This is a genomic window from Veillonella sp. 6_1_27 (genome assembly GCF_000163735.1).
GTDB lineage: Bacteria > Bacillota > Negativicutes > Veillonellales > Veillonellaceae > Veillonella > Veillonella parvula_A.
In genome coordinates, this window is sequence record NZ_GG770216.1 from 528266 (window position 1) to 546532 (window position 18267).

Below are 18267 nucleotides of genomic sequence, written 5' to 3' on the forward strand. Positions count from 1 at the left end.
ATATCATATATACAAAAAAAAGAAGCAAGCTTAATAGCTTGCTTCTTTAGTCTGGTGGACGATGACAGGATCGAACTGCCGACATCCTGCTTGTAAGGCAGGCGCTCTCCCAGCTGAGCTAATCGTCCATGGTGGTGACCCGTCCGGGAATCGAACCCGGGATACCGCCGTGAAAGGGCGGTGTCTTAACCGCTTGACCAACGGGCCAAAATGGCTCCTCGAGTAGGACTCGAACCTACGACCGATCGGTTAACAGCCGATTGCTCTACCGACTGAGCTATCGAGGAATGGTACGATTGTTATTATATGTTAGATTAATTATAAAAGCAAGCATTTTTTTTAGAACACTATAAAATAGATACTATCAATTATGACTAAAAGACATAACTTTATAAATAAAATTGGTTATCAATAATTTTGATGAGAGAGTCATTAAAATTAATAAAATCTATAGAGCTTAATAATTATAGATATTTACTGTGTTCTAAGGTGATTGTATGACTCCAAATGCATGGGAGTTAGCAATATAAGTATATTGAAGATAATCGGTATACATATGCATTATAGAAAAGTTTAAAAGATTTAGTTGAAAAGTAGTATCAGTTAAGAAAGAAGTGTATTTATCTTATTAGATATAGCCTATGTTTGTGGTTCATTTTAAACCAAATCTATATATAATAAAGTAGGTAAAAATATAAGATATAAAAATCTTATTGATATATGATAGACTATGACTTTTATCACAATGCAGGGCTATTTTAGTGACTAGAGAATAAGGTCTATATAGCCTATTGAAAAACCGAAATATATACAAAAATATTCATGAAAACAATTCTCAAAAACCGAAAAAGCATTGAGAAAACTGTATAGGTAAGGCGTTGAATCCCCCTATATTGTGTGCTACGATTTATGTATAGAGTTAATCTCATCGGTTTGAGATAGATATTCTTTCATATGTTTGAGAATTTTATTTTATCTCATCGGTATTAGAATTAATATTCAACTATTTTCCTGAGGAGGGATTATCTTGCGCGAGATTCAAGTATCTGAAATCACAAAAACAGTCCGTCAAATGTGTATGGACGCAGCTTACCACTTGCCAAAAGACATCTATGAAGGTTTGAAAAAAGGCCGTGAAACAGAAGAGTCTTCAGTAGGTCGTATCGTTCTTGATCAAATTATTAAAAATGCAGAAATTGCCGATGCTGAAGATCGTCCATACTGCCAAGATACTGGTATGACTATGGTATTCTTAAAAGTTGGTCAAGATGTTCATTTCGTTGGTGGTGATCTTACAGAAGCTATCAATGCTGGTGTTGCAGCTGGTTATGTTGAAGGTTATCTTCGTAAATCCGTTGTAGCTGAACCATTGTTCAATCGTAAAAATACACAAAATAACACACCTGCAATCATCTATACTGAAATCGTTCCTGGCGATAAAGTAGATATTCAAGTAGAATTAAAAGGTTTCGGTTCTGAAAATAAATCCGATGTAGCTATGCTCGTACCTGCTGATGGTGTGGAAGGCGTTAAAAATGCAGTCCTTGAAATCGTAAAACATGCAGGTCCTAACCCATGCCCTCCAATTGTACTCGGCATTGGTATTGGCGGTACTATGGACCAAGCAGCAGTTATGTCCAAAAAAGCGTTGCTTCGTGACATTAGCGTACCTCATAAAGATGCAGACTATGCAAAATTAGAAGAAGAAATCATGGAAATGGTTAACAAAACTGGTATTGGACCACAATTGGGTGGCACTACAACTTGTATCGGTGTAAACATCGAATGGGGTGCAACTCACATCGCAGGTCTTCCTGTTGCAGTTACTATCATGTGCCATGCTGCTCGTCATGCTCACGTAGTACTTTAATCGATAGGAGGTAAAAACAATGGCTGAATCAATTCGCATTAATACTGAAGAATATAATGAAGAGTTTTCCCGCAAATTAAAAGTTGGTGATAGCGTTCTTATCACTGGTAAAATTTACTCCGCTCGTGACGCTGCTCATAAAGTTATGACTGAAGCTTTAGCGCGTGGTGAAAAATTACCAATCGACTGGACAAATAAATTCGTTTATTATCTTGGACCAACACCTGCAAAACCTGGTGATCCAATTGGTTCCGCTGGTCCTACAACTTCCGGTCGTATGGATGCTTACACACCAACAATGCTTGACCAAGGTATCAAAGGCATGATTGGTAAAGGTTCCCGTAAACCAGAAGTAGTTGAATCCATGAAGAAAAATGGTTGCACATACTTCGCAGCAGTTGGTGGCGCAGCAGCATTGATTGCAAAATCCATCAAAAAATATGAAGTACTTGCTTATGGTGAACTTGGACCAGAAGCTTTGGCTGAATTGACTGTTGAAGATTTCCCTTGCATCGTGGTTGGCGATACTGAAGGTAATAACTTCTACGAATTAGGCCAAAAACCTTACAGAAAAATCTAATATCACCATTGAGTGATTGAAAGAGGCTTGCTAAAGCAAGCCTCTTTTTGTTGTTAAGCCATAATCATAAGATGTTCATCCGTTACGTGTAGAGTTTAGTCTACCGATTCTGTCGGTTTTATGATAATATACATATAGATTTTATACATTCAATTTGAGTGAGGCGATAACATGACTTCTGTAGAAACTATTCGTCAGTCAACTCGCAACGCGATGGCTGAATTACTTGATTTAGCAAAGGTTCGCGAAGGTCAATTATTCGTTGTTGGCTGTTCCACTAGCGAAATTGTAGGTAAAAAAATCGGCACTGACTCTCACCTTGATGTGGCTCAGGTCGTATTTGATGAAATATACAATGCTGTTAAGGCTAAAGGACTTAACTTGGCTATTCAATGTTGTGAACATATTAATCGTGCACTTGTTATGGAACGTAGTGCGATGACATGGGAGGAGGAAGTTAATGTTGTTCCTCAACGTCATGCGGGTGGTGCCCTGGCTGTGATGGCGTACGAATATTTTGATGATCCTGTGATGGTTGAATTTATTCAAGCTGATGTAGGCATCGATATTGGAGATACTTTCATTGGTATGCACATGAAACACGTTGCAGTGCCTGTACGTCTTTGTGTGAAAGAAATTGGGAAAGCACATGTGACCGCTTGTCGTGTTCGTCCGAAGAGCATTGGCGGTGAGCGTGCTGTATATAATGAAGCATTGATGTAGGGGGATAGTATGTCAAACCTAATACCGTATTTTGTATTAGCCGTCGTGGCATTGGGATTCTTTGCTGTTTGCTATGCTGTATTTAGCGGTGGTGATGGTGAAAGTAAGGCAAAAGAAAAATCCTATAAAAACATAAGTAATAAAAATAATCCTAAAGCGCATAATGATGTTATATTTGCAACGGAGTCGCAAGAGGGCAATGTAACAATCACACATACGAGTGGAACTAATGTATATACTGCATCAATTCCGGATACAGTTGAAACGGTGGTCGGTGAAGAGCGAGAACCGGCTGAACCTCTGGTTGATCCTATAGATACCTCTTATAATAAAAGAAGTACTCTAAAGTCTAATTCAAGTCATGTTTCAGAGGGAGAATATGCGTTAGCATTAGGTTCGGATAATGGAACACCAATAGGTTCGGATAATGGCACACCAATAGGGGATGAAACCATTGTGATGACAGCTGTATCAGATCTTAAGCAAGCTAATCAAGCCAATCAAGGTGTTACTCCGTTGGTGGATAAAACTATTGTCCTCGATGTTGTTACAGATGAACTTCTCAATAGCGCAAACTCTGTTGAAGATACAATTGCTATGGGTGAATCTGTGGAAGCCTTTGAAGCTGATGAAGCGGATAGCATAGATGCTACACAAATGATAGGTGGTGCAAACGAAATACAAACCGCGGAAGGTCCATCGGTATTAGATGAAACGCGTTTGTTTGATGCTTCTGAAATTGAAGCACAATTGGCGGCAACAAGTTTAGCTGAAGAGGAGGAACCGCATGGTCAATGGGCAAAAACGGCACATGAGGATAAATGCGTTGAGTTGGCTATAGCACCATTTGTTCATTCCTTTGGGGTGTTACATGGTGATACGCAACACTATGTAGAATCTATTACAAGAGATGCTTTAGCGGCTCTCAATATTACAAAAATTGTTGAAGTGAATGCATTACTAGAGAATATTGTTATTCAAGAAGCGTTGATGAGTATGCAAAAGGCATATGCCGCTACAAATACAGAGTGGATGAAGTCCGCTGCGTTAGGTGCTTTTCTAGATGTGGTTCAATCTCCTAAATCTAGTACGCCATACCTCGTAGCTTTTGATGCATTACGTGTATTACCTCATTTAACATTAGGTCACTTCCAAGTTATGGCCTTAACATTATTGTTACAATATTCTAGAAATTCTAATAACTATGGATTGATTCACTTCCAACATTATGTGGAAAAATATATTGAGCCATTCATCTCTGATTTACCTCGAAATGATTCCTTCTATCGCCAGCTGGACTACTTACGCTGTACACAAGAAGAACAAGAGCCTATCACTTTATGCCAAGTGTTGTCGAATTCATATCCGTTTGTATTCAACTATCGTGGTTTCTCTAAGGAAGAACTCTTCCGTGCTACAGATGGTCATGGTGTGGATCCACGTTATGTGGTGCGTAGCTTGAACTCCAATCTTTATAAATTAGCCTTGGTAGATGAGTCTTTAGCACCACAATTCTTTAGACAAACACGAATTTCTAATGCTATGGTTCAACGTGATCTTTTAGCTCTGATGAAGAGCAAACCTACTGCTTTCAGGGGACAAGAGGCGCGTGATATCATGGATGATATTTCACCGGTTCTATTGGACTTAGCTGATGTCTTTGATAGCACGCCAATGTCTAAAATTAGCTTAACATTGTTAGGCCTTTACTTAGGTCGTGCTCATGTGAAAGCAACCATTGGTGAAGAATTTGATTTGTCTCATTGGTTCTAATTTACAATTTTAAGCACTATATAGTTTGAAAAATTATATTATATAGTTATTATATACTTAAAACCGTTATATATTTTATGAGTCGTGTAATAAAAAAGTCTCTCAAGATAATCTTGAGAGACTTTTTAGTTTGTTAAATTTAATAGACATTAAGTATTAAAAGGTGTTAAAGCCGAATTCTTCAATGTCTTCAATATTTTTAATTGTTACGGTGCGCCCTGTAATATCAATGAGACCTTCATCGCGAAGGCGTCCTAATTCACGGCTAAGGGCTGTGCGAGATACATTGAGAACCTCAGCCATTTGCTCGCGGTTGTGGGGTAATTGAATTGTGTTAGAATGCTGACGTTTATAAATATCTGTTAAGTACGCAAAAATCTTTTCGCGCATCCCTTTTAATGTGAGGTAGTGGACTTTTCTGGTTAATAGAATTGCTTTTTCAGATAAATCCTCTAATAGATTAGATAGGATTTTAGTTTGGCATTGATGACAATCCGGTAATGTTTTAATAAAGGTTTCAAGGGGAATAAACATAATTTTAGTTGCTTTTGTTGCTTTAATGGTAGCAGGCCATAAAGGCTGTTTGCTAAATAGTAGTGCTTCTCCAAAAATATCTGATTGCTCTAAGTTTGCCATAATAACCCGTTGCCCCATTACATTTTCACGAGTCAGTAAAGCGCTGCCTTCAAGAATGACACCAATACCCTCCATAGGATCTCCAGCGAGGGCTATAAAATCATTTTTTTGGTAACTGTGGATGATAACTTTGGCATTATTTAAATAGCTACGCAGCTCTGGCTCTCCTAATGTATTGAATAAAGGACATTTCACGAGGGTGGGCATATATTGATTAATGATATCGTTTGAAAGTATTTGTTTCATAAGCACCTCCGGTGTGATAAAGTCTATAGCAATTAAAAATGATTATTGTATAATAAAAGTATAAGACTAAATGGTCTACCTGTTCCATAAGGGAAGTCAGGAAAATTTTTGAAAAAGTTTTTATTTGTTGCTCAAGCTACAGAAATTGTATCATCTTTACGTTATACTTTCAAATGTAATCAATCAGACAACTGATAAAACATCAGTGTAATGTATAGGTTTTATATTATCTAGCTTGACTGCGAGGAAGTCTCGCAAAGGAGGATTTTTAAATGAGTATGTTCTGTTATCAATGCGAACAATCTGCAGCACCAGGTGGCTGTACTGTACAAGGTGTATGTGGTAAAACTGCACCAGTTGCTAACTTACAAGACGAATTAACTGCTGCCTTAGTTGGCTTGGCTCGCGCTTTAGACGTAAAGGGTCATACTAAAGAAGGTATCGATTATATTATGCGCGGTTTGTTCATGTGTGTAACAAACGTAAACTTCTCTGAAGACCGCGTTCAAGAATTCATTGACGAAGTAAATGCTTACCATGCAAAAGTGGATAGCGCTCAACAAAATTTCGATTGGGAACAATTGTGGAAAGGTGAAGAAGACATCGTATCCCTTCGTTCCACATTATTGTTAGGTATGCGTGGTATGGCTGCATATGCATGGCATGCTGCTCGCCTTGGCTTCCACGATGCTGATGTTGACGCTTGGTTCGTTAAAGGCATGGTAGAATTCGCTAAAGATCACAGTGCTGAAGAATGGCTTGATCTTTTGATGGAATTTGGTCAAATTAACTTGAAATGTATGGCTGTTCTTGATAAAGCTAATACTGAAACATATGGTACACCTGTACCAACTACAGTTCCTTTGACTGTAGAACCAGGTCCTTTCATCGTTGTAACTGGTCATGACCTTCATGACTTGAAACAATTATTGGAACAAACTGATGGTAAAGGTGTAAATATCTATACTCATGGTGAAATGTTGCCTTGCCACGCTTATCCTGAATTGAAGAAACATCCTCAATTGAAAGGTAACTTCGGTACAGCATGGCAAAACCAACAAAAAGAATTTGTTGATGTTCCTGGTGCATTCTTGTTCACTACAAACTGCATTATGCCACCAAAAGAAAACTACAAAGCTAATATCTTCACTACAGATATGGTAGGTTTCGATGGTTGTGCACATATCGAAGAAAAAGAAGATGGTACTAAAGACTTCTCCGCAGTTATCAACCGTGCTATCGAATTGGGCGGCTACAAAGAAGCTCAAGAATTCACTGGTATCAACGGTGGTCATGAAGTAACTACTGGTTTCGGTCATGGCACAGTATTGGGTATTGCTGATAAAGTAATTGACGCTGTAAAAGCTGGCGCTATTAAACACTTCTTCTTGGTAGGTGGTTGTGACGGTGCTAAAGTAGGCCGTAACTACTACACTGAATTCGTTAAACAAACTCCAAATGATACTGTAGTATTGACATTGGCTTGTGGTAAATTCCGTTTCAACGACATGAACATCGGCGAAATCGGTGGTATCCCTCGTATCCTTGATATGGGTCAATGTAACGATGCTTACTCCGCTATTCAAGTAGCAGTAGCTTTAGCTGGTGCATTTGAATGTGATGTAAACGATTTGCCATTGACATTGGTATTGTCCTGGTACGAACAAAAAGCGGTATGTATCTTGTTAACATTGTTGGCATTGGGTATCCGTAACATTTACATCGGACCTTCCTTGCCTAAATTCTTCTCCAGCAATGTATTGAACATTTTGGTAGATAAATTCCAATTACATCCAATTACAACTCCAGAAGCTGACATGAAAGCTATCTTGGGCTAATAGGATCTATTAATCTGTTAACCACAGTCCTACGTCCCCTCTCTTTTATGATTTAGGACTGTTGTTATAAATAACGCACCTAGGGTTATCCTTAGGTGCGTTTTTTTACTATTATTGTGAAAGCTATCTATCGAGTATTTGCATATTGATGGGGCCCAGTTTTGTATCCACAACTTAGTTAGAAAGGAAAGACTATACTTCTTTGCTCCTCGTGACCTGATGTCGCTGCATAAGTATAGTCTTTCCTTTTTATAACTGTAGATATAAAGGCGTCCCATCAACATACTTCTCTTTGATAGTTTTCATATAAATAGTAGTCCTTCATAGACGCACAAATATGCCTCTAATGTGCATATAGACATTTATCAATATTGATTGTTATACTATAGGTAAGTAAGAACTTTCTCACATTATTTGTGTGTATGTAGAGGCATATATGAATAGTATTTTTGATATTATAGGACCTATTATGATTGGTCCGTCTAGTTCGCATACAGCGGGGGCTGCGCGGCTAGGGAAGATGGCGCGTTGTATTTTTCGTTCTACTCCCAAAAAGGTAGATTTAACATTATATGGATCTTTTGCAAAAACCTATAAAGGGCATGGCACGGATCGTGCTTTGATTGGCGGCTTATTAGGTTATAAAGAGGATGATGCGAACATCCGAGTTGCCCATGAATTAGCGAAAAAAGAGGGGATGGAGTTTTCTTTTATTGAGTCTCCTCTTGATGTAGGGCATCCGAATGTGGTGCGTTTTGATATGTATGATGAACATAATCGTCATATGACTGTTATTGGTCGCTCTCTCGGCGGTGGTCAGATTATGATTACCGAAGTAGATGGAAATGATATGTCCATTACAGGAGATGAGTTTACGCTCGTTGTGTTCCATGAGGATAGACCTGGTGCGATTTCTCTCGTGAGCCAAGCATTGAGTGAGTCCGATATTAACATCGCTACGATGCGCGTATTCCGTAAGGGCAAGCATAAGGATGCAGTCATGGTTATTACTACAGATACAGTGGTAAATCCTATTACAGTTCAGTTTATGCGCGAGTTTCCAGGCATCCAGGATGTGATGACCTTTGAAGCATTATAGGAGGGCGAATGATGAGTTATGCATATGATACAATTGCAGATATTATTCGCCTAGGTGAGGAAAACAATATTTCTTTTGGCGATGTAGTATTGCGTTATGAATTAGAGAATTACGACCGCAGTGAAGACGCGGTTGTTCGTGAAATAGAGAATCGCTTAGATATTTTTGAAAGCTCCATTCAAGATGGCATAGCTTATGCGGAGAAAACGGCTTCTGGTATGTCCGGTGGTCAAGCGGCACAGCTTAATGGGCAAACACCTCGTTTTATGAGTGATATTGCGTATAAGGCAATGACGTATGCTATTGCTGTAAATGAGGCAAATGCAAAGATGTTCCGCATTGTTGCTTGTCCTACGGCGGGTTCTTGTGGTGTTATGCCTGGTGCTGTGAAAGCCGTAGCGGACCACTACCAATTAGATAGAGCTACAGTGGTAAAAGGCTTCTTAGCTGCGTCTGGTATTGGTAATGTAGTAGCAAATCGCGCTTGTGTTGCTGGTGCTGTTGGCGGTTGCCAAGCGGAAATCGGTACAGCGGCGTGTATGGCGGCAGGGGCCATTGTTGAAATGATGGGTGGATCACCACGTCAAGTAGGTCATGCTATTGCATTGTGCATGAAAAATCTATTGGGACTTGCTTGTGATCCGGTAGCAGGGCTCGTAGAGGTGCCATGTGTTAAGCGTAATGGCTTTTATGCAGTCCATGCTATTACTGCATCTGAAATGGCGTTAATGAATATTGAAAGCCAAATTCCACCAGATGAAGTCATTGAAGCGATGAATAATATAGGCCGTGCTATGCCGGCAGCATTGCGTGAAACAAGTGATGGCGGTCTTGCGGTGACACCGACAGGTACAGCTATTGCAGAACGAGTGCAATCCTTATAAGGATTGCACTTTTTTCATGCTTTCATTTGTAGTAAAATAAAGATTAGACTAGTTCAGAAAGGAGCGTGTATGATGGAACAAGCAAATCGAATATTGACCGTATTAGAAGAAGCCGGCCATGAAGCTTATATCATAGGCGGCGCTGTGCGCGATATGTTGATGCATCAAAAGCCACATGACTTCGATATTGTGACGTCTGCACGTCCCGATACAGTGATTGAGGTTCTTCGCGGTCATGATATTCAAACGACAGACCTCGTAGGAAAATCTTTTGGTGTAGTGGTAGCTACATTAGAGGGCAAGCAATACGAAATCGCTACATATAGAACAGAACGATATGGTGCAGATAGCCATCGTCCCGAAGAAATTACTTATGCCGATACCTTAGAAGAAGATGTGTTGCGTCGTGATTTTACTGTCAACGGCATGGCTATGAACCGTTATGGTGAAGTTATAGACCTTGTAGGTGGACGACGTGATATTAAACATAAGATGTTACGAACCATTGGTAATGCGCAGGAACGTTTTGAAGAAGATGCGTTACGATTATTTAGGGCGTGCCGTTTTGTGGCGAAGTTGGATTTCTTGCCGAGTAAAGATCTATTAGAGGCTATGCCTAAGGCTTTTCACCGCGTACCTGGCTTGTCTTTAGAACGTGTACGAAATGAGATTAATCGTCTCATGTTAGAGCCTGCGGTGGCTAAAGGCCTTGATGTCCTTGTTCAATCCCGCTTGGCAGAATGCTCTTGTCGTGTTGTAGAAAATGGTACGGCTCGGGAGGTTCCCATCTTGCCTGAACTATATCATCTCGTGAATTTGCCCCAAGAAAAGGACTTTCACGAATTCGATGGTTGGTATCATACACTAGCCGTTGTGTCCCATACGGAGCCGGATTTGGTGTTGCGTTGGGGTGCCTTATTACATGATGTGGCAAAGGGAATGCCAGCGGTACGTGCTATTATTAATGGACGCCTTACGGATCGTGGGCATGATACACTAGGTGCGGAGATGGCAGAAACGTTATTAACCCGACTAGGATATCCGAAGACCTTTGTAAAACGCGTGGCGTGGATTGTGAAAAACCACATGCGTTTTCACTATTTTGTACAAAATGGCGATGCAAATGAGAAAAAATGGCTTCGCAAGGAAGCCCGTAGTGGTGAATTCCGAGATAGCCAAATTATGCGCACTGCATGGGAGCAATTAGCTAAGGTTTGTGCTGCCGATGTATTAGGTTGTGGGAAACCTTACTCGTCTACAGACGGAACATTAGCCTTTGGAGAATGTATGGCAGATCTTAGTTTAGAGATGCCTGTACATACCAAGGATTTAAATTATGACGAACGAGTGATTAAGCTCGCTGGGAAACAAGTAGGGGAAGGATTGCAGTATTTATTAGGTCAGGTACAAAATGGGGTTATTCCTAATAAACCAGATGCGCTATATGACGCATTAGACCATAAGTTACGCCGTCCAGTGGAGAAATGATGAATTTACTAAATAAAGCGTTGCGACGCATGAGTGGTTGGAGTCGTACTACTTGGTGTCTTGCCATTCTAATGACTGTTGCCTTTGTCCTCATAGGGCGTTTGGCACAGTTGCAGGTCTTTGATACATTTGACCTGGAGAAGAAAAATTTATTACAGGTTCAAGTAGATAGAAAATTACAATCACCGCGCGGTACGATCTATGACCGTAATGGTAAGCCTTTGGCGATGAGTGTGGTTACAAAATCTTTGTATGCGGACCCTAAGATGATTAAACAGTCTCCCCAAGAGATTGCGGAACTCATTTCGCCATATGTAACCATGTCAAAAGAAAATATTGTGAAAGCTCTGCAAGAGGATTCTGCCTTCGTATGGATTAATCGCATGATGGATGCGGACAAGTCTAAGGCGGTGGCACAAGTTATTAAGGATAATAATATTGCGGGCCTTAACTTTGTGGAAGAGTCCAAACGTTATTACCCAAATGGTGTACTAGCGGCTCAAATACTAGGGTTTGTAGGTACCGATGATAAAGGCCTTGATGGTCTCGAAATGGTCCTTGATGAAGAGTTAAAGGGTGGTGTACAGCAAGAAATCGTTGCTACCGATAACAAAGGTAATGCTATCTTTGGTTCCGTATTGTCCAAGTTCTTACCTGATAAGGGTAAAAGCGTAACATTAACAATCGATGCGACCATCCAATTTATTGCAGAACGTGCGCTTGATAAAGCGATGGCTGATACAGGGGCTAAACATGCTAGCGTTATCGTTATGGATCCTAAGACTGGTGAAATTCTTGCGATGGCAAATCGTCCAAGCTATGATCCTAACAATTATAACCAAAGTGGAGAAGAGGCTTTCAAAAATATTGCTGTTACTAACTTATACGAACCAGGTTCTACATTCAAACCAATCGTTGCATCTGCAGCTCTTGCATCAGGAAAGTGGAAATTAGAAACAGTGTACAATGATAAAGGGGCCTTTGTAGCGAATGGTCATGTGATGAGAAACTGGAATGGTGAAGGTTATGGACCAGTTCGATTGCTAGATATCTTGAAGTATTCTATCAATACAGGTATGGCAGAAATTGGTACAACAACTGGAGCAGATATCCTTTCTAAATATGTACGCGATTATGGTTTTGGCTCTGAAACGGGCATTGAATTGCCTGGTGAAGGGGCAGGTATCCTGTATAATCCGGAAGATATGAGTAAGTTGGATGTAGCGACTATGTCTATCGGTCAAGGTATTGCGGTTACGCCATTACAAATGGTACGTGCCTTTGGTGCTCTTTCTAATGGGGGCGCTATGATGCGTCCGCATATTATCAAGTCTTATAGCAATGCTCAAGGGGAAGTAACAAGCACTACTGAAAATACTGTAGTAGGTCAACCAGTGCCAGAGGAAACAGCAAAAACTATTGTAGATATCTTGGAAAAAGAGGTGTCTGAAGGCGGTGGTAACAAAGCGATGGTGGAAGGCTACCACTTCGGTGGTAAAACTGGTACCGCAGAAAAATTAGACACTAAACGTGGGGGCTATTTAGATGGTCAATACATTGCATCCTTTATCGGCTTTGGCCCTGTAGAGGATCCAAAATTTGTGGTCCTTGTAGCCATTGACGATCCTCAAAAAGGGTCTATTTATGGTGGACAAATTGCAGCGCCAGTATTTAAAGACATCGTGTCTCAACTTGTACGGTACTACCAATTGAGCCCATATGTTAAAGATAGTACTCCTGTAGCTGTTAAACCTAGCAATACATTACCAGAGCCACATCTTTCTGGTGATGGTTCCGTAACATTACCTAATTTTACGGGCTTCACCTATGGTGAGGTACGTGATTGGTTACATAAGGCGGGGCTTGCGTTTAAGCCAGATGGAACGGGTATTGCCGTTTCTCAAGATGAAAGTGGGGGCACTACTGTTCAACCCGGGACGGCAATTACCGTTCACTTTAGTAGATAATTAGAAATTATAGACAGTTCGTTATATAATAGAATAAGAGACTTTGGTGCCTCTCAGGAGGCACCTTTTTTATAAATAGTTTGAATGAATGGAGATACTTATGATCGAATTACGAGGGAAAGCGGTAGCAGATGCTCACAAGGCGATTTTACAAGAAAAAGTTGCAGCAGTAGGCAACTCTGTGATTACTATGGCAGTGTTACTTGTCGGTGAAGACCACGGCGCTCATATGTATGCTACATTTATGGAAAAAACAGCTAAAAATTTTGGCTATGGTTTTGTGCTAAAGCAATTGCCTGAAACGGCAACGCAAGATGAAGTAGTAGCGGCGTTGCATGAATTAAATACTGATCCATCTATTCATGGAATTTTACCGCTAATGCCAATGCCTAAACACATTGATACAGAAGCTCTTATCGATATATTAGATCCTAAAAAAGATATTGATGGTCTTACAACATATAACATCGGTTTAGTAACAGCTGGTAAGGGTGGCTTTGCTCCTTGTACGGCTAAGGCTTGTATGGCTATTTTAAATCACTATAATATTCCTTTAGAAGGAAAACATGTGGTTGTAGTCGGTCGTAGCCAAGTTATCGGTAAACCTGTAGCGCTTATGGCACTCGCTGCACATGGTACTGTTACAATGTGCCATTCTAGAACTTCTGATCTAGTAGAGCAAGTAAAGCGTGGTGATATTATTATTGCTGCGGCTGGTCGTGCTCATATGATTACTGCTAATATGATTAAGCCTGGTGCTGTTGTTATTGATGTAGGTATTAATGAACTGGACGGCAAAACTGTAGGTGATGTTGATTATGATGCGGTAAAAGATATTGCATCTGCCATTACTCCTGTACCAGGAGGTGTTGGATCCGTAACAACGACAATGATGCTAGAAGCGGTATACGAGGCATACCATGCATGAGATGTCTATAGCAGAAGGTATTCTTGATGTAGCGCTCGATACCTTACGTCAACACGATGCGACAGTCATTCATTCTATTCAACTAGACTTAGGGTTAATGAGTGGGGTAGAACCTGATTCATTGTTATTTTGTTGGGAAGCCATTACAAAGGGAACCCCTGCGGAAGGCTCACGCATAGAAATCAATACTATTCCTATTGAAGGAAAGTGTTTAGATTGTGATAAAATATTTTCTGTAAAAAATTATACGTTTATTTGTCCTTATTGTGACAGCCATTTCGTACAAACTATAGGCGGTCGTGAGTTACAAGTGACCTCTATGGATATCGATTGATAGAAAGGTTAGGGCATGCAAGTTCAAGTTAAAACTAATGTACTGGCAAAAAACGATGCTATTGCAGAGGCTTTACAACAGTTGTTTAAGGAAAAGAATATATTTGTATTTAATCTGTTAGGTTCACCTGGGGCAGGTAAGACTTCCCTTTTGGAGGCAACCCTACAAGATTTAAAAAAGGAGTATCGCTTAGCCGTTATTGAAGGCGATTTATTTACGGCAAAGGATGCCAAGCGCATTCATGAGTTGGGTGTGCCTGTTATCCAGATTAATACGGTTGGTGGGTGCCATCTCGATGCACAGATGATTCAAGATGCCTTAGGTGATCTGAATCTTGATGACCTCGATATGATTATTATCGAAAATGTAGGCAATTTAGTGTGCCCTGCGGAATTTGAGATTGGTGAAAACATGAAAGTGACGGTTTTATCTGTTACCGAAGGTGAAGATAAGCCCCTTAAGTATCCGTTAATCTTTAAAGAGTCTAAGGCCATCCTTATTAACAAGATTGATTTATTGCCCTATGTGCCTTTCAAAAAGGAGCAGGCAATACAAGATATCCGTAATTTAAATCCAAATGGAGAAATTTTTGAAGTAAGTTGCACGGCCCACAACGGTCTTGAACCATGGTTGAATTGGTTGCGTGCACAGTTGGAGAATAATCGATGAACTATTCTATGAAGAGCCGTATTGTAGCGGCCCTCCTTGTGGGCTTGTGTGCTACTACAATCAGTTATGCAGCAGAGCCTGCCATTTCCACTGTTAATCCAGTTGCAGTAGAAACTACTGATGACACTAACGTTGTAGCTCAAGATTCCGCTAATGCGAGCAATGATGGTAGTGTAGATGGAACTGGTGAGGTTGATAGCTTGTCTTACCTTGATAATGCACCAGTTAGAGTTGTTAAGCTAGATCCAAAAACGAAACAGGAAGGTTCTAAAACCGGATGGCTCGCAGAGCAAATGGCTGTAACTGAATTTGGTGATTCTATACAATTCTGGCAAGCGGCTAGTGAGAACGAAGGTCCTTTGCCGAGTATCACTCAAAATAATTTAGCTGATATTGGTAAGTCTTATACGGCAAACAGTTTACCGCCTTTAGGTTCTCAGGATGACTATGCTATCGGCACATACCGATTGGGAGATCAGTTTGAAGTTCCAAAAGATGTAGAAAAAACTGAGGTACGTGATAACTTTACTACGTATTACATGAAAGATGTAGCAGTAACTGTATATACTGGACCTGCTCAAGAATTGTTGGTTAACAATCAATTACGTGGGCAAGGGGCGACTTACTTCTTTGAACCAAATACTATTACAAATATTCATAGTACGAAAAAAGGCTCTAATACAGTACGCGACATTGGTCCTGGTAGCACACGGATGGAATTGATATTTGCCTATGGCAGTCCTAATGCGATGTGGCGTGATAAGAAAAATGAGACATATATTTTCCTTTATGAGGGGCATTCCGAAAATTCATTGCCTCAAAAAAAGGAGTTTAAGAGTCCCGTAGAGAATACAAATAGTAATAGCCAACAACAATCTATGCTTGGTCAGCAAAAAGAATATATTGCTTTCACCATTAAACAAAGTAATATAGAGGCTGTAGATATTATTAGTGGACAAGTATGGCCTAGATTTGGATTGCCGAAAGCTGAAGTGTATGATTTTGAAGCTGGTACACTTACGGCTGATGATTTTGTATTGCGTGGGTTCAAGTTGAATGACCATTTTGTTAATGATCCTAATAATGATTGGAAACATCAAGGCATATTGTTTGGTTCCACTTTTATTGGCTATAATGAATACGGTGTGAGTGTAGATAAAAAAGATCTTATCAATCGCGTATTATTAAATGTGTATACGCCTACACGTCGTGGAATCGCAATGGGTGATACCAAATATTTATTGCTCTTTGTGTATGGTATGCCAACTCGTATTGTTGAATCTACAACAAAGGCGGGGACGTCTACCGTATATGAATATAAAAATCCAGCGGCAAGCAACTCTTATTTACAGTTTGCCCTAGATGATAAAAACCAATATATCAAATCCGTTATGTTATCTGACCGTCCTGTAAAATAGGATAGGTCACAGCGAGGAGGCAAAGGGTATGGTTACTGTACAAGATGTAAAAGAACGTTGGGAAAAGATTCAAGGTGATGATGAACGTATATTGTTTATCGTTGGTGGTCCAGGTTCTGGTAAAAGTTTGCTAATTCGTGAACTGTCTGAGCAGAAGGGCTGGAAATACTTGGAAGCTAAGCAACTCATCGAGGAAGAGTTTTTGCTCGTGCCTCGTGATGAACGGCCTCAATTAGCGGAAGAAGTTATTTGCCGTGCTCTTAGCCGTAGCGATACGGAAGTAGTTCTGCTAGATGGTATTAATGTATTCTTTGCACCTATCTTAAATCTAAAACCATTTGAGTTGTTAAAAACTATTAGTAAGAAGTATCCTATTGTCGTTGGCTGGCGTGGACATATTGAAGGGGACCAGTTGTACTTAGAACATAACAATAATCCTAAACATGCTGTAGTTAGTATTGCACATCCAGATCATGTTATTGCAATCGACTAAATGTATGTTTGAACATATTGGTTGAATATAGGGAAAACTATAGATGTATAGAAGGAGATAGCGGGCTATCTCCTTTTTTAGTTATATAATTACAGTTATTAGGTAAAAAATATAGTTTTGTAATTTCCTATTATTTGATTTTAGTAAACCTGAAATATGGATGTTAGCAGACATGGACTGGTAAGGAATGAAACTATGTAAAGGTATATAAAGAATATACTAGTAAATAAAAGTTGATTACTGGATATATACTGAAAACGAGGCATTTTATAGAGGATTGATAAAATATAAATTTTTTTTGACAAAATACTTGCATAGGGTATCGTTTCATGTTATTATGATTAAGCACTAAGAGTGACCACAGTGAACGAAAAACTTCAAAAAAGTTTTTAAATGTTCTTGACACTTAGTGTGCTAGGTGATACAATTCATCTTGTCGTAATGATGCTGGCGTAGCTCAATAGGTAGAGCAGCTGACTTGTAATCAGCAGGTTGTGGGTTCAATTCCTATCGCCAGCTCCATTTTATTTATGGAGGGATTCCCGAGCGGCCAAAGGGAGCAGACTGTAAATCTGCCGTCTTCGACTTCGAAGGTTCGAATCCTTCTCCCTCCACCATTCATAGCGGGGTGGAGCAGTTGGTAGCTCGTCGGGCTCATAACCCGAAGGTCGCAGGTTCAAGTCCTGTCCCCGCAACCATAAAAACCACAGTGAAATGATCGTTCATTGTGCTGGTGTAGCTCAGTCGGCAGAGCGTATCCTTGGTAAGGATAAGGTCACCGGTTCAATCCCGGTCACTAGCTCCATACATGGCGGCATAGCTCAGTTGGCTAGAGCAATCGGTTCATACCCGGTGTGTCCGCGGTTCAAATCCGTGTGCCGCCACCATTAAACCTCACCTTGGTGGGGATTTTTTTATTTCTTTACATATGACATGCTATTCTAAGACTTTGTATATATGGTATAATAATAGGTAAGGAAATCTTATATTCCATTGATAAATTAGGGTTAATATATTATATTAATACTAGAATGTAATTTGTTTTTGTGAAGGAGGATATAATCCTAATGGCAAAAGAAAAATTTGAACGTACGAAACCGCATGTTAACATCGGTACAATCGGTCACGTTGACCATGGTAAAACTACTTTGACTGCTGCAATCACTAAAGTATTGGCTGAAAAAGGTCAAGCTGACTTCCAAGATTACAGCATGATCGATAAAGCTCCAGAAGAACGTGAACGCGGTATCACAATCAACACTGCACACGTTGAGTATGAAACTGCTAACCGTCACTATGCACACGTTGACTGCCCAGGCCA

At 40.0% G+C, this 18267-nt stretch carries 16 protein-coding genes and 8 tRNA genes; 20 read left to right on the forward strand and 4 right to left on the reverse strand.

Features of this window, described 5'->3' with window-relative positions; translation table 11 throughout:
• Nucleotides 1-52: 52 nt before the first annotated feature.
• The 3 genes from HMPREF0874_RS06200 to HMPREF0874_RS06210 form a co-directional block, all read right to left on the reverse strand.
• Nucleotides 53-128: transfer RNA gene (locus HMPREF0874_RS06200), tRNA-Val, on the reverse strand.
• Between the two features lie 4 nt (nt 129-132).
• Nucleotides 133-207: transfer RNA gene (locus tag HMPREF0874_RS06205), tRNA-Glu, on the reverse strand.
• A gap of 4 nt (nt 208-211) precedes the next feature.
• Nucleotides 212-287: transfer RNA gene (locus HMPREF0874_RS06210), tRNA-Asn, on the reverse strand.
• 740 nt (nt 288-1027) lie between these two features.
• Here HMPREF0874_RS06210 and HMPREF0874_RS06215 point away from each other — a divergent pair.
• From HMPREF0874_RS06215 to HMPREF0874_RS06230, 4 genes are all read left to right on the forward strand, one after another.
• Nucleotides 1028-1870 carry a fumarate hydratase gene (locus HMPREF0874_RS06215; protein ID WP_004695072.1) on the forward strand — a complete coding sequence of 281 codons (843 nt, stop codon included), beginning with the start codon at nt 1028-1030 and terminating at the stop codon, nt 1868-1870.
• 19 nt (nt 1871-1889) lie between these two features.
• The gene (locus tag HMPREF0874_RS06220) at nt 1890-2450 is read left to right on the forward strand and encodes a Fe-S-containing hydro-lyase (RefSeq protein ID WP_004695073.1); all 561 of its coding nucleotides are present in this window, start codon (nt 1890-1892) and stop codon (nt 2448-2450) included.
• Between the two features lie 171 nt (nt 2451-2621).
• The gene (locus tag HMPREF0874_RS06225; RefSeq protein WP_008602458.1) at nt 2622-3173 is read left to right on the forward strand and encodes a TIGR01440 family protein; all 552 of its coding nucleotides are present in this window, start codon (nt 2622-2624) and stop codon (nt 3171-3173) included.
• A 9-nt stretch (nt 3174-3182) separates the two neighbouring features.
• A complete protein-coding gene (locus HMPREF0874_RS06230; protein WP_008602460.1) occupies nt 3183-4946 on the forward strand; it encodes an LPO_1073/Vpar_1526 family protein in 1764 nt (587 codons plus the stop codon).
• A gap of 156 nt (nt 4947-5102) precedes the next feature.
• Here HMPREF0874_RS06230 and HMPREF0874_RS06235 read toward each other — a convergent pair whose 3' ends face one another.
• Nucleotides 5103-5828, reverse strand: coding sequence for a Crp/Fnr family transcriptional regulator (locus HMPREF0874_RS06235; protein WP_021148534.1), 726 nt, complete (start codon nt 5826-5828; stop codon nt 5103-5105).
• Nucleotides 5829-6100: 272 nt separating this feature from the next.
• On the opposite strand from HMPREF0874_RS06235, the gene hcp reads away from it, so the two are divergent.
• The 16 genes from hcp to HMPREF0874_RS06315 all read left to right on the forward strand — a co-directional run.
• Nucleotides 6101-7666: a hydroxylamine reductase gene (gene hcp / locus HMPREF0874_RS06240; protein WP_008602464.1), complete on the forward strand. Its 1566-nt coding sequence runs from the start codon at nt 6101-6103 to the stop codon at nt 7664-7666.
• Between the two features lie 436 nt (nt 7667-8102).
• Nucleotides 8103-8765, forward strand: a complete 663-nt coding sequence (gene sdaAB / locus HMPREF0874_RS06245) for an L-serine ammonia-lyase, iron-sulfur-dependent subunit beta (protein ID WP_038125691.1) — start codon at nt 8103-8105, stop codon at nt 8763-8765.
• Nucleotides 8766-8776: 11 nt separating this feature from the next.
• On the forward strand, nt 8777-9649 hold the full coding sequence (gene sdaAA, locus HMPREF0874_RS06250; RefSeq protein ID WP_077707631.1) for an L-serine ammonia-lyase, iron-sulfur-dependent, subunit alpha: 873 nt from the start codon (nt 8777-8779) through the stop codon (nt 9647-9649).
• Nucleotides 9650-9718: 69 nt separating this feature from the next.
• A complete protein-coding gene (locus tag HMPREF0874_RS06255) occupies nt 9719-11137 on the forward strand; it encodes a CCA tRNA nucleotidyltransferase (RefSeq protein WP_039965245.1) in 1419 nt (472 codons plus the stop codon).
• Nucleotides 11137-13104 carry a penicillin-binding transpeptidase domain-containing protein gene (locus HMPREF0874_RS06260; RefSeq protein ID WP_004695087.1) on the forward strand — a complete coding sequence of 656 codons (1968 nt, stop codon included), beginning with the start codon at nt 11137-11139 and terminating at the stop codon, nt 13102-13104. The genes HMPREF0874_RS06255 and HMPREF0874_RS06260 overlap by 1 nt, the downstream gene beginning before the upstream one ends.
• A gap of 100 nt (nt 13105-13204) precedes the next feature.
• Nucleotides 13205-14032: a bifunctional 5,10-methylenetetrahydrofolate dehydrogenase/5,10-methenyltetrahydrofolate cyclohydrolase gene (locus tag HMPREF0874_RS06265; protein WP_039965247.1), complete on the forward strand. Its 828-nt coding sequence runs from the start codon at nt 13205-13207 to the stop codon at nt 14030-14032.
• Nucleotides 14025-14366: a hydrogenase maturation nickel metallochaperone HypA gene (locus HMPREF0874_RS06270; RefSeq protein ID WP_008602471.1), complete on the forward strand. Its 342-nt coding sequence runs from the start codon at nt 14025-14027 to the stop codon at nt 14364-14366. Before HMPREF0874_RS06265 ends, HMPREF0874_RS06270 begins: the two co-directional genes overlap by 8 nt.
• A gap of 15 nt (nt 14367-14381) precedes the next feature.
• Nucleotides 14382-15035: a hydrogenase nickel incorporation protein HypB gene (gene hypB / locus HMPREF0874_RS06275; RefSeq protein ID WP_008602472.1), complete on the forward strand. Its 654-nt coding sequence runs from the start codon at nt 14382-14384 to the stop codon at nt 15033-15035.
• The gene (locus tag HMPREF0874_RS06280) at nt 15032-16453 is read left to right on the forward strand and encodes a hypothetical protein (protein WP_008602474.1); all 1422 of its coding nucleotides are present in this window, start codon (nt 15032-15034) and stop codon (nt 16451-16453) included. The genes hypB and HMPREF0874_RS06280 overlap by 4 nt, the downstream gene beginning before the upstream one ends.
• A gap of 28 nt (nt 16454-16481) precedes the next feature.
• The gene (gene brxF, locus HMPREF0874_RS06285; RefSeq protein WP_004695092.1) at nt 16482-16946 is read left to right on the forward strand and encodes a BREX-3 system P-loop-containing protein BrxF; all 465 of its coding nucleotides are present in this window, start codon (nt 16482-16484) and stop codon (nt 16944-16946) included.
• 446 nt (nt 16947-17392) lie between these two features.
• Nucleotides 17393-17468 (forward strand) — tRNA-Thr (locus HMPREF0874_RS06290).
• Between the two features lie 10 nt (nt 17469-17478).
• Nucleotides 17479-17563 (forward strand) — tRNA-Tyr (locus HMPREF0874_RS06295).
• Nucleotides 17564-17568: 5 nt separating this feature from the next.
• Nucleotides 17569-17644 (forward strand) — tRNA-Met (locus HMPREF0874_RS06300).
• 31 nt (nt 17645-17675) lie between these two features.
• A tRNA-Thr gene (locus HMPREF0874_RS06305) sits at nt 17676-17751 on the forward strand.
• A 5-nt stretch (nt 17752-17756) separates the two neighbouring features.
• Nucleotides 17757-17833 (forward strand) — tRNA-Met (locus HMPREF0874_RS06310).
• A 180-nt stretch (nt 17834-18013) separates the two neighbouring features.
• The coding region (locus HMPREF0874_RS06315) for a GTP-binding protein (RefSeq protein WP_008602477.1) at nt 18014-18267 on the forward strand (254 nt) is incomplete at its 3' end.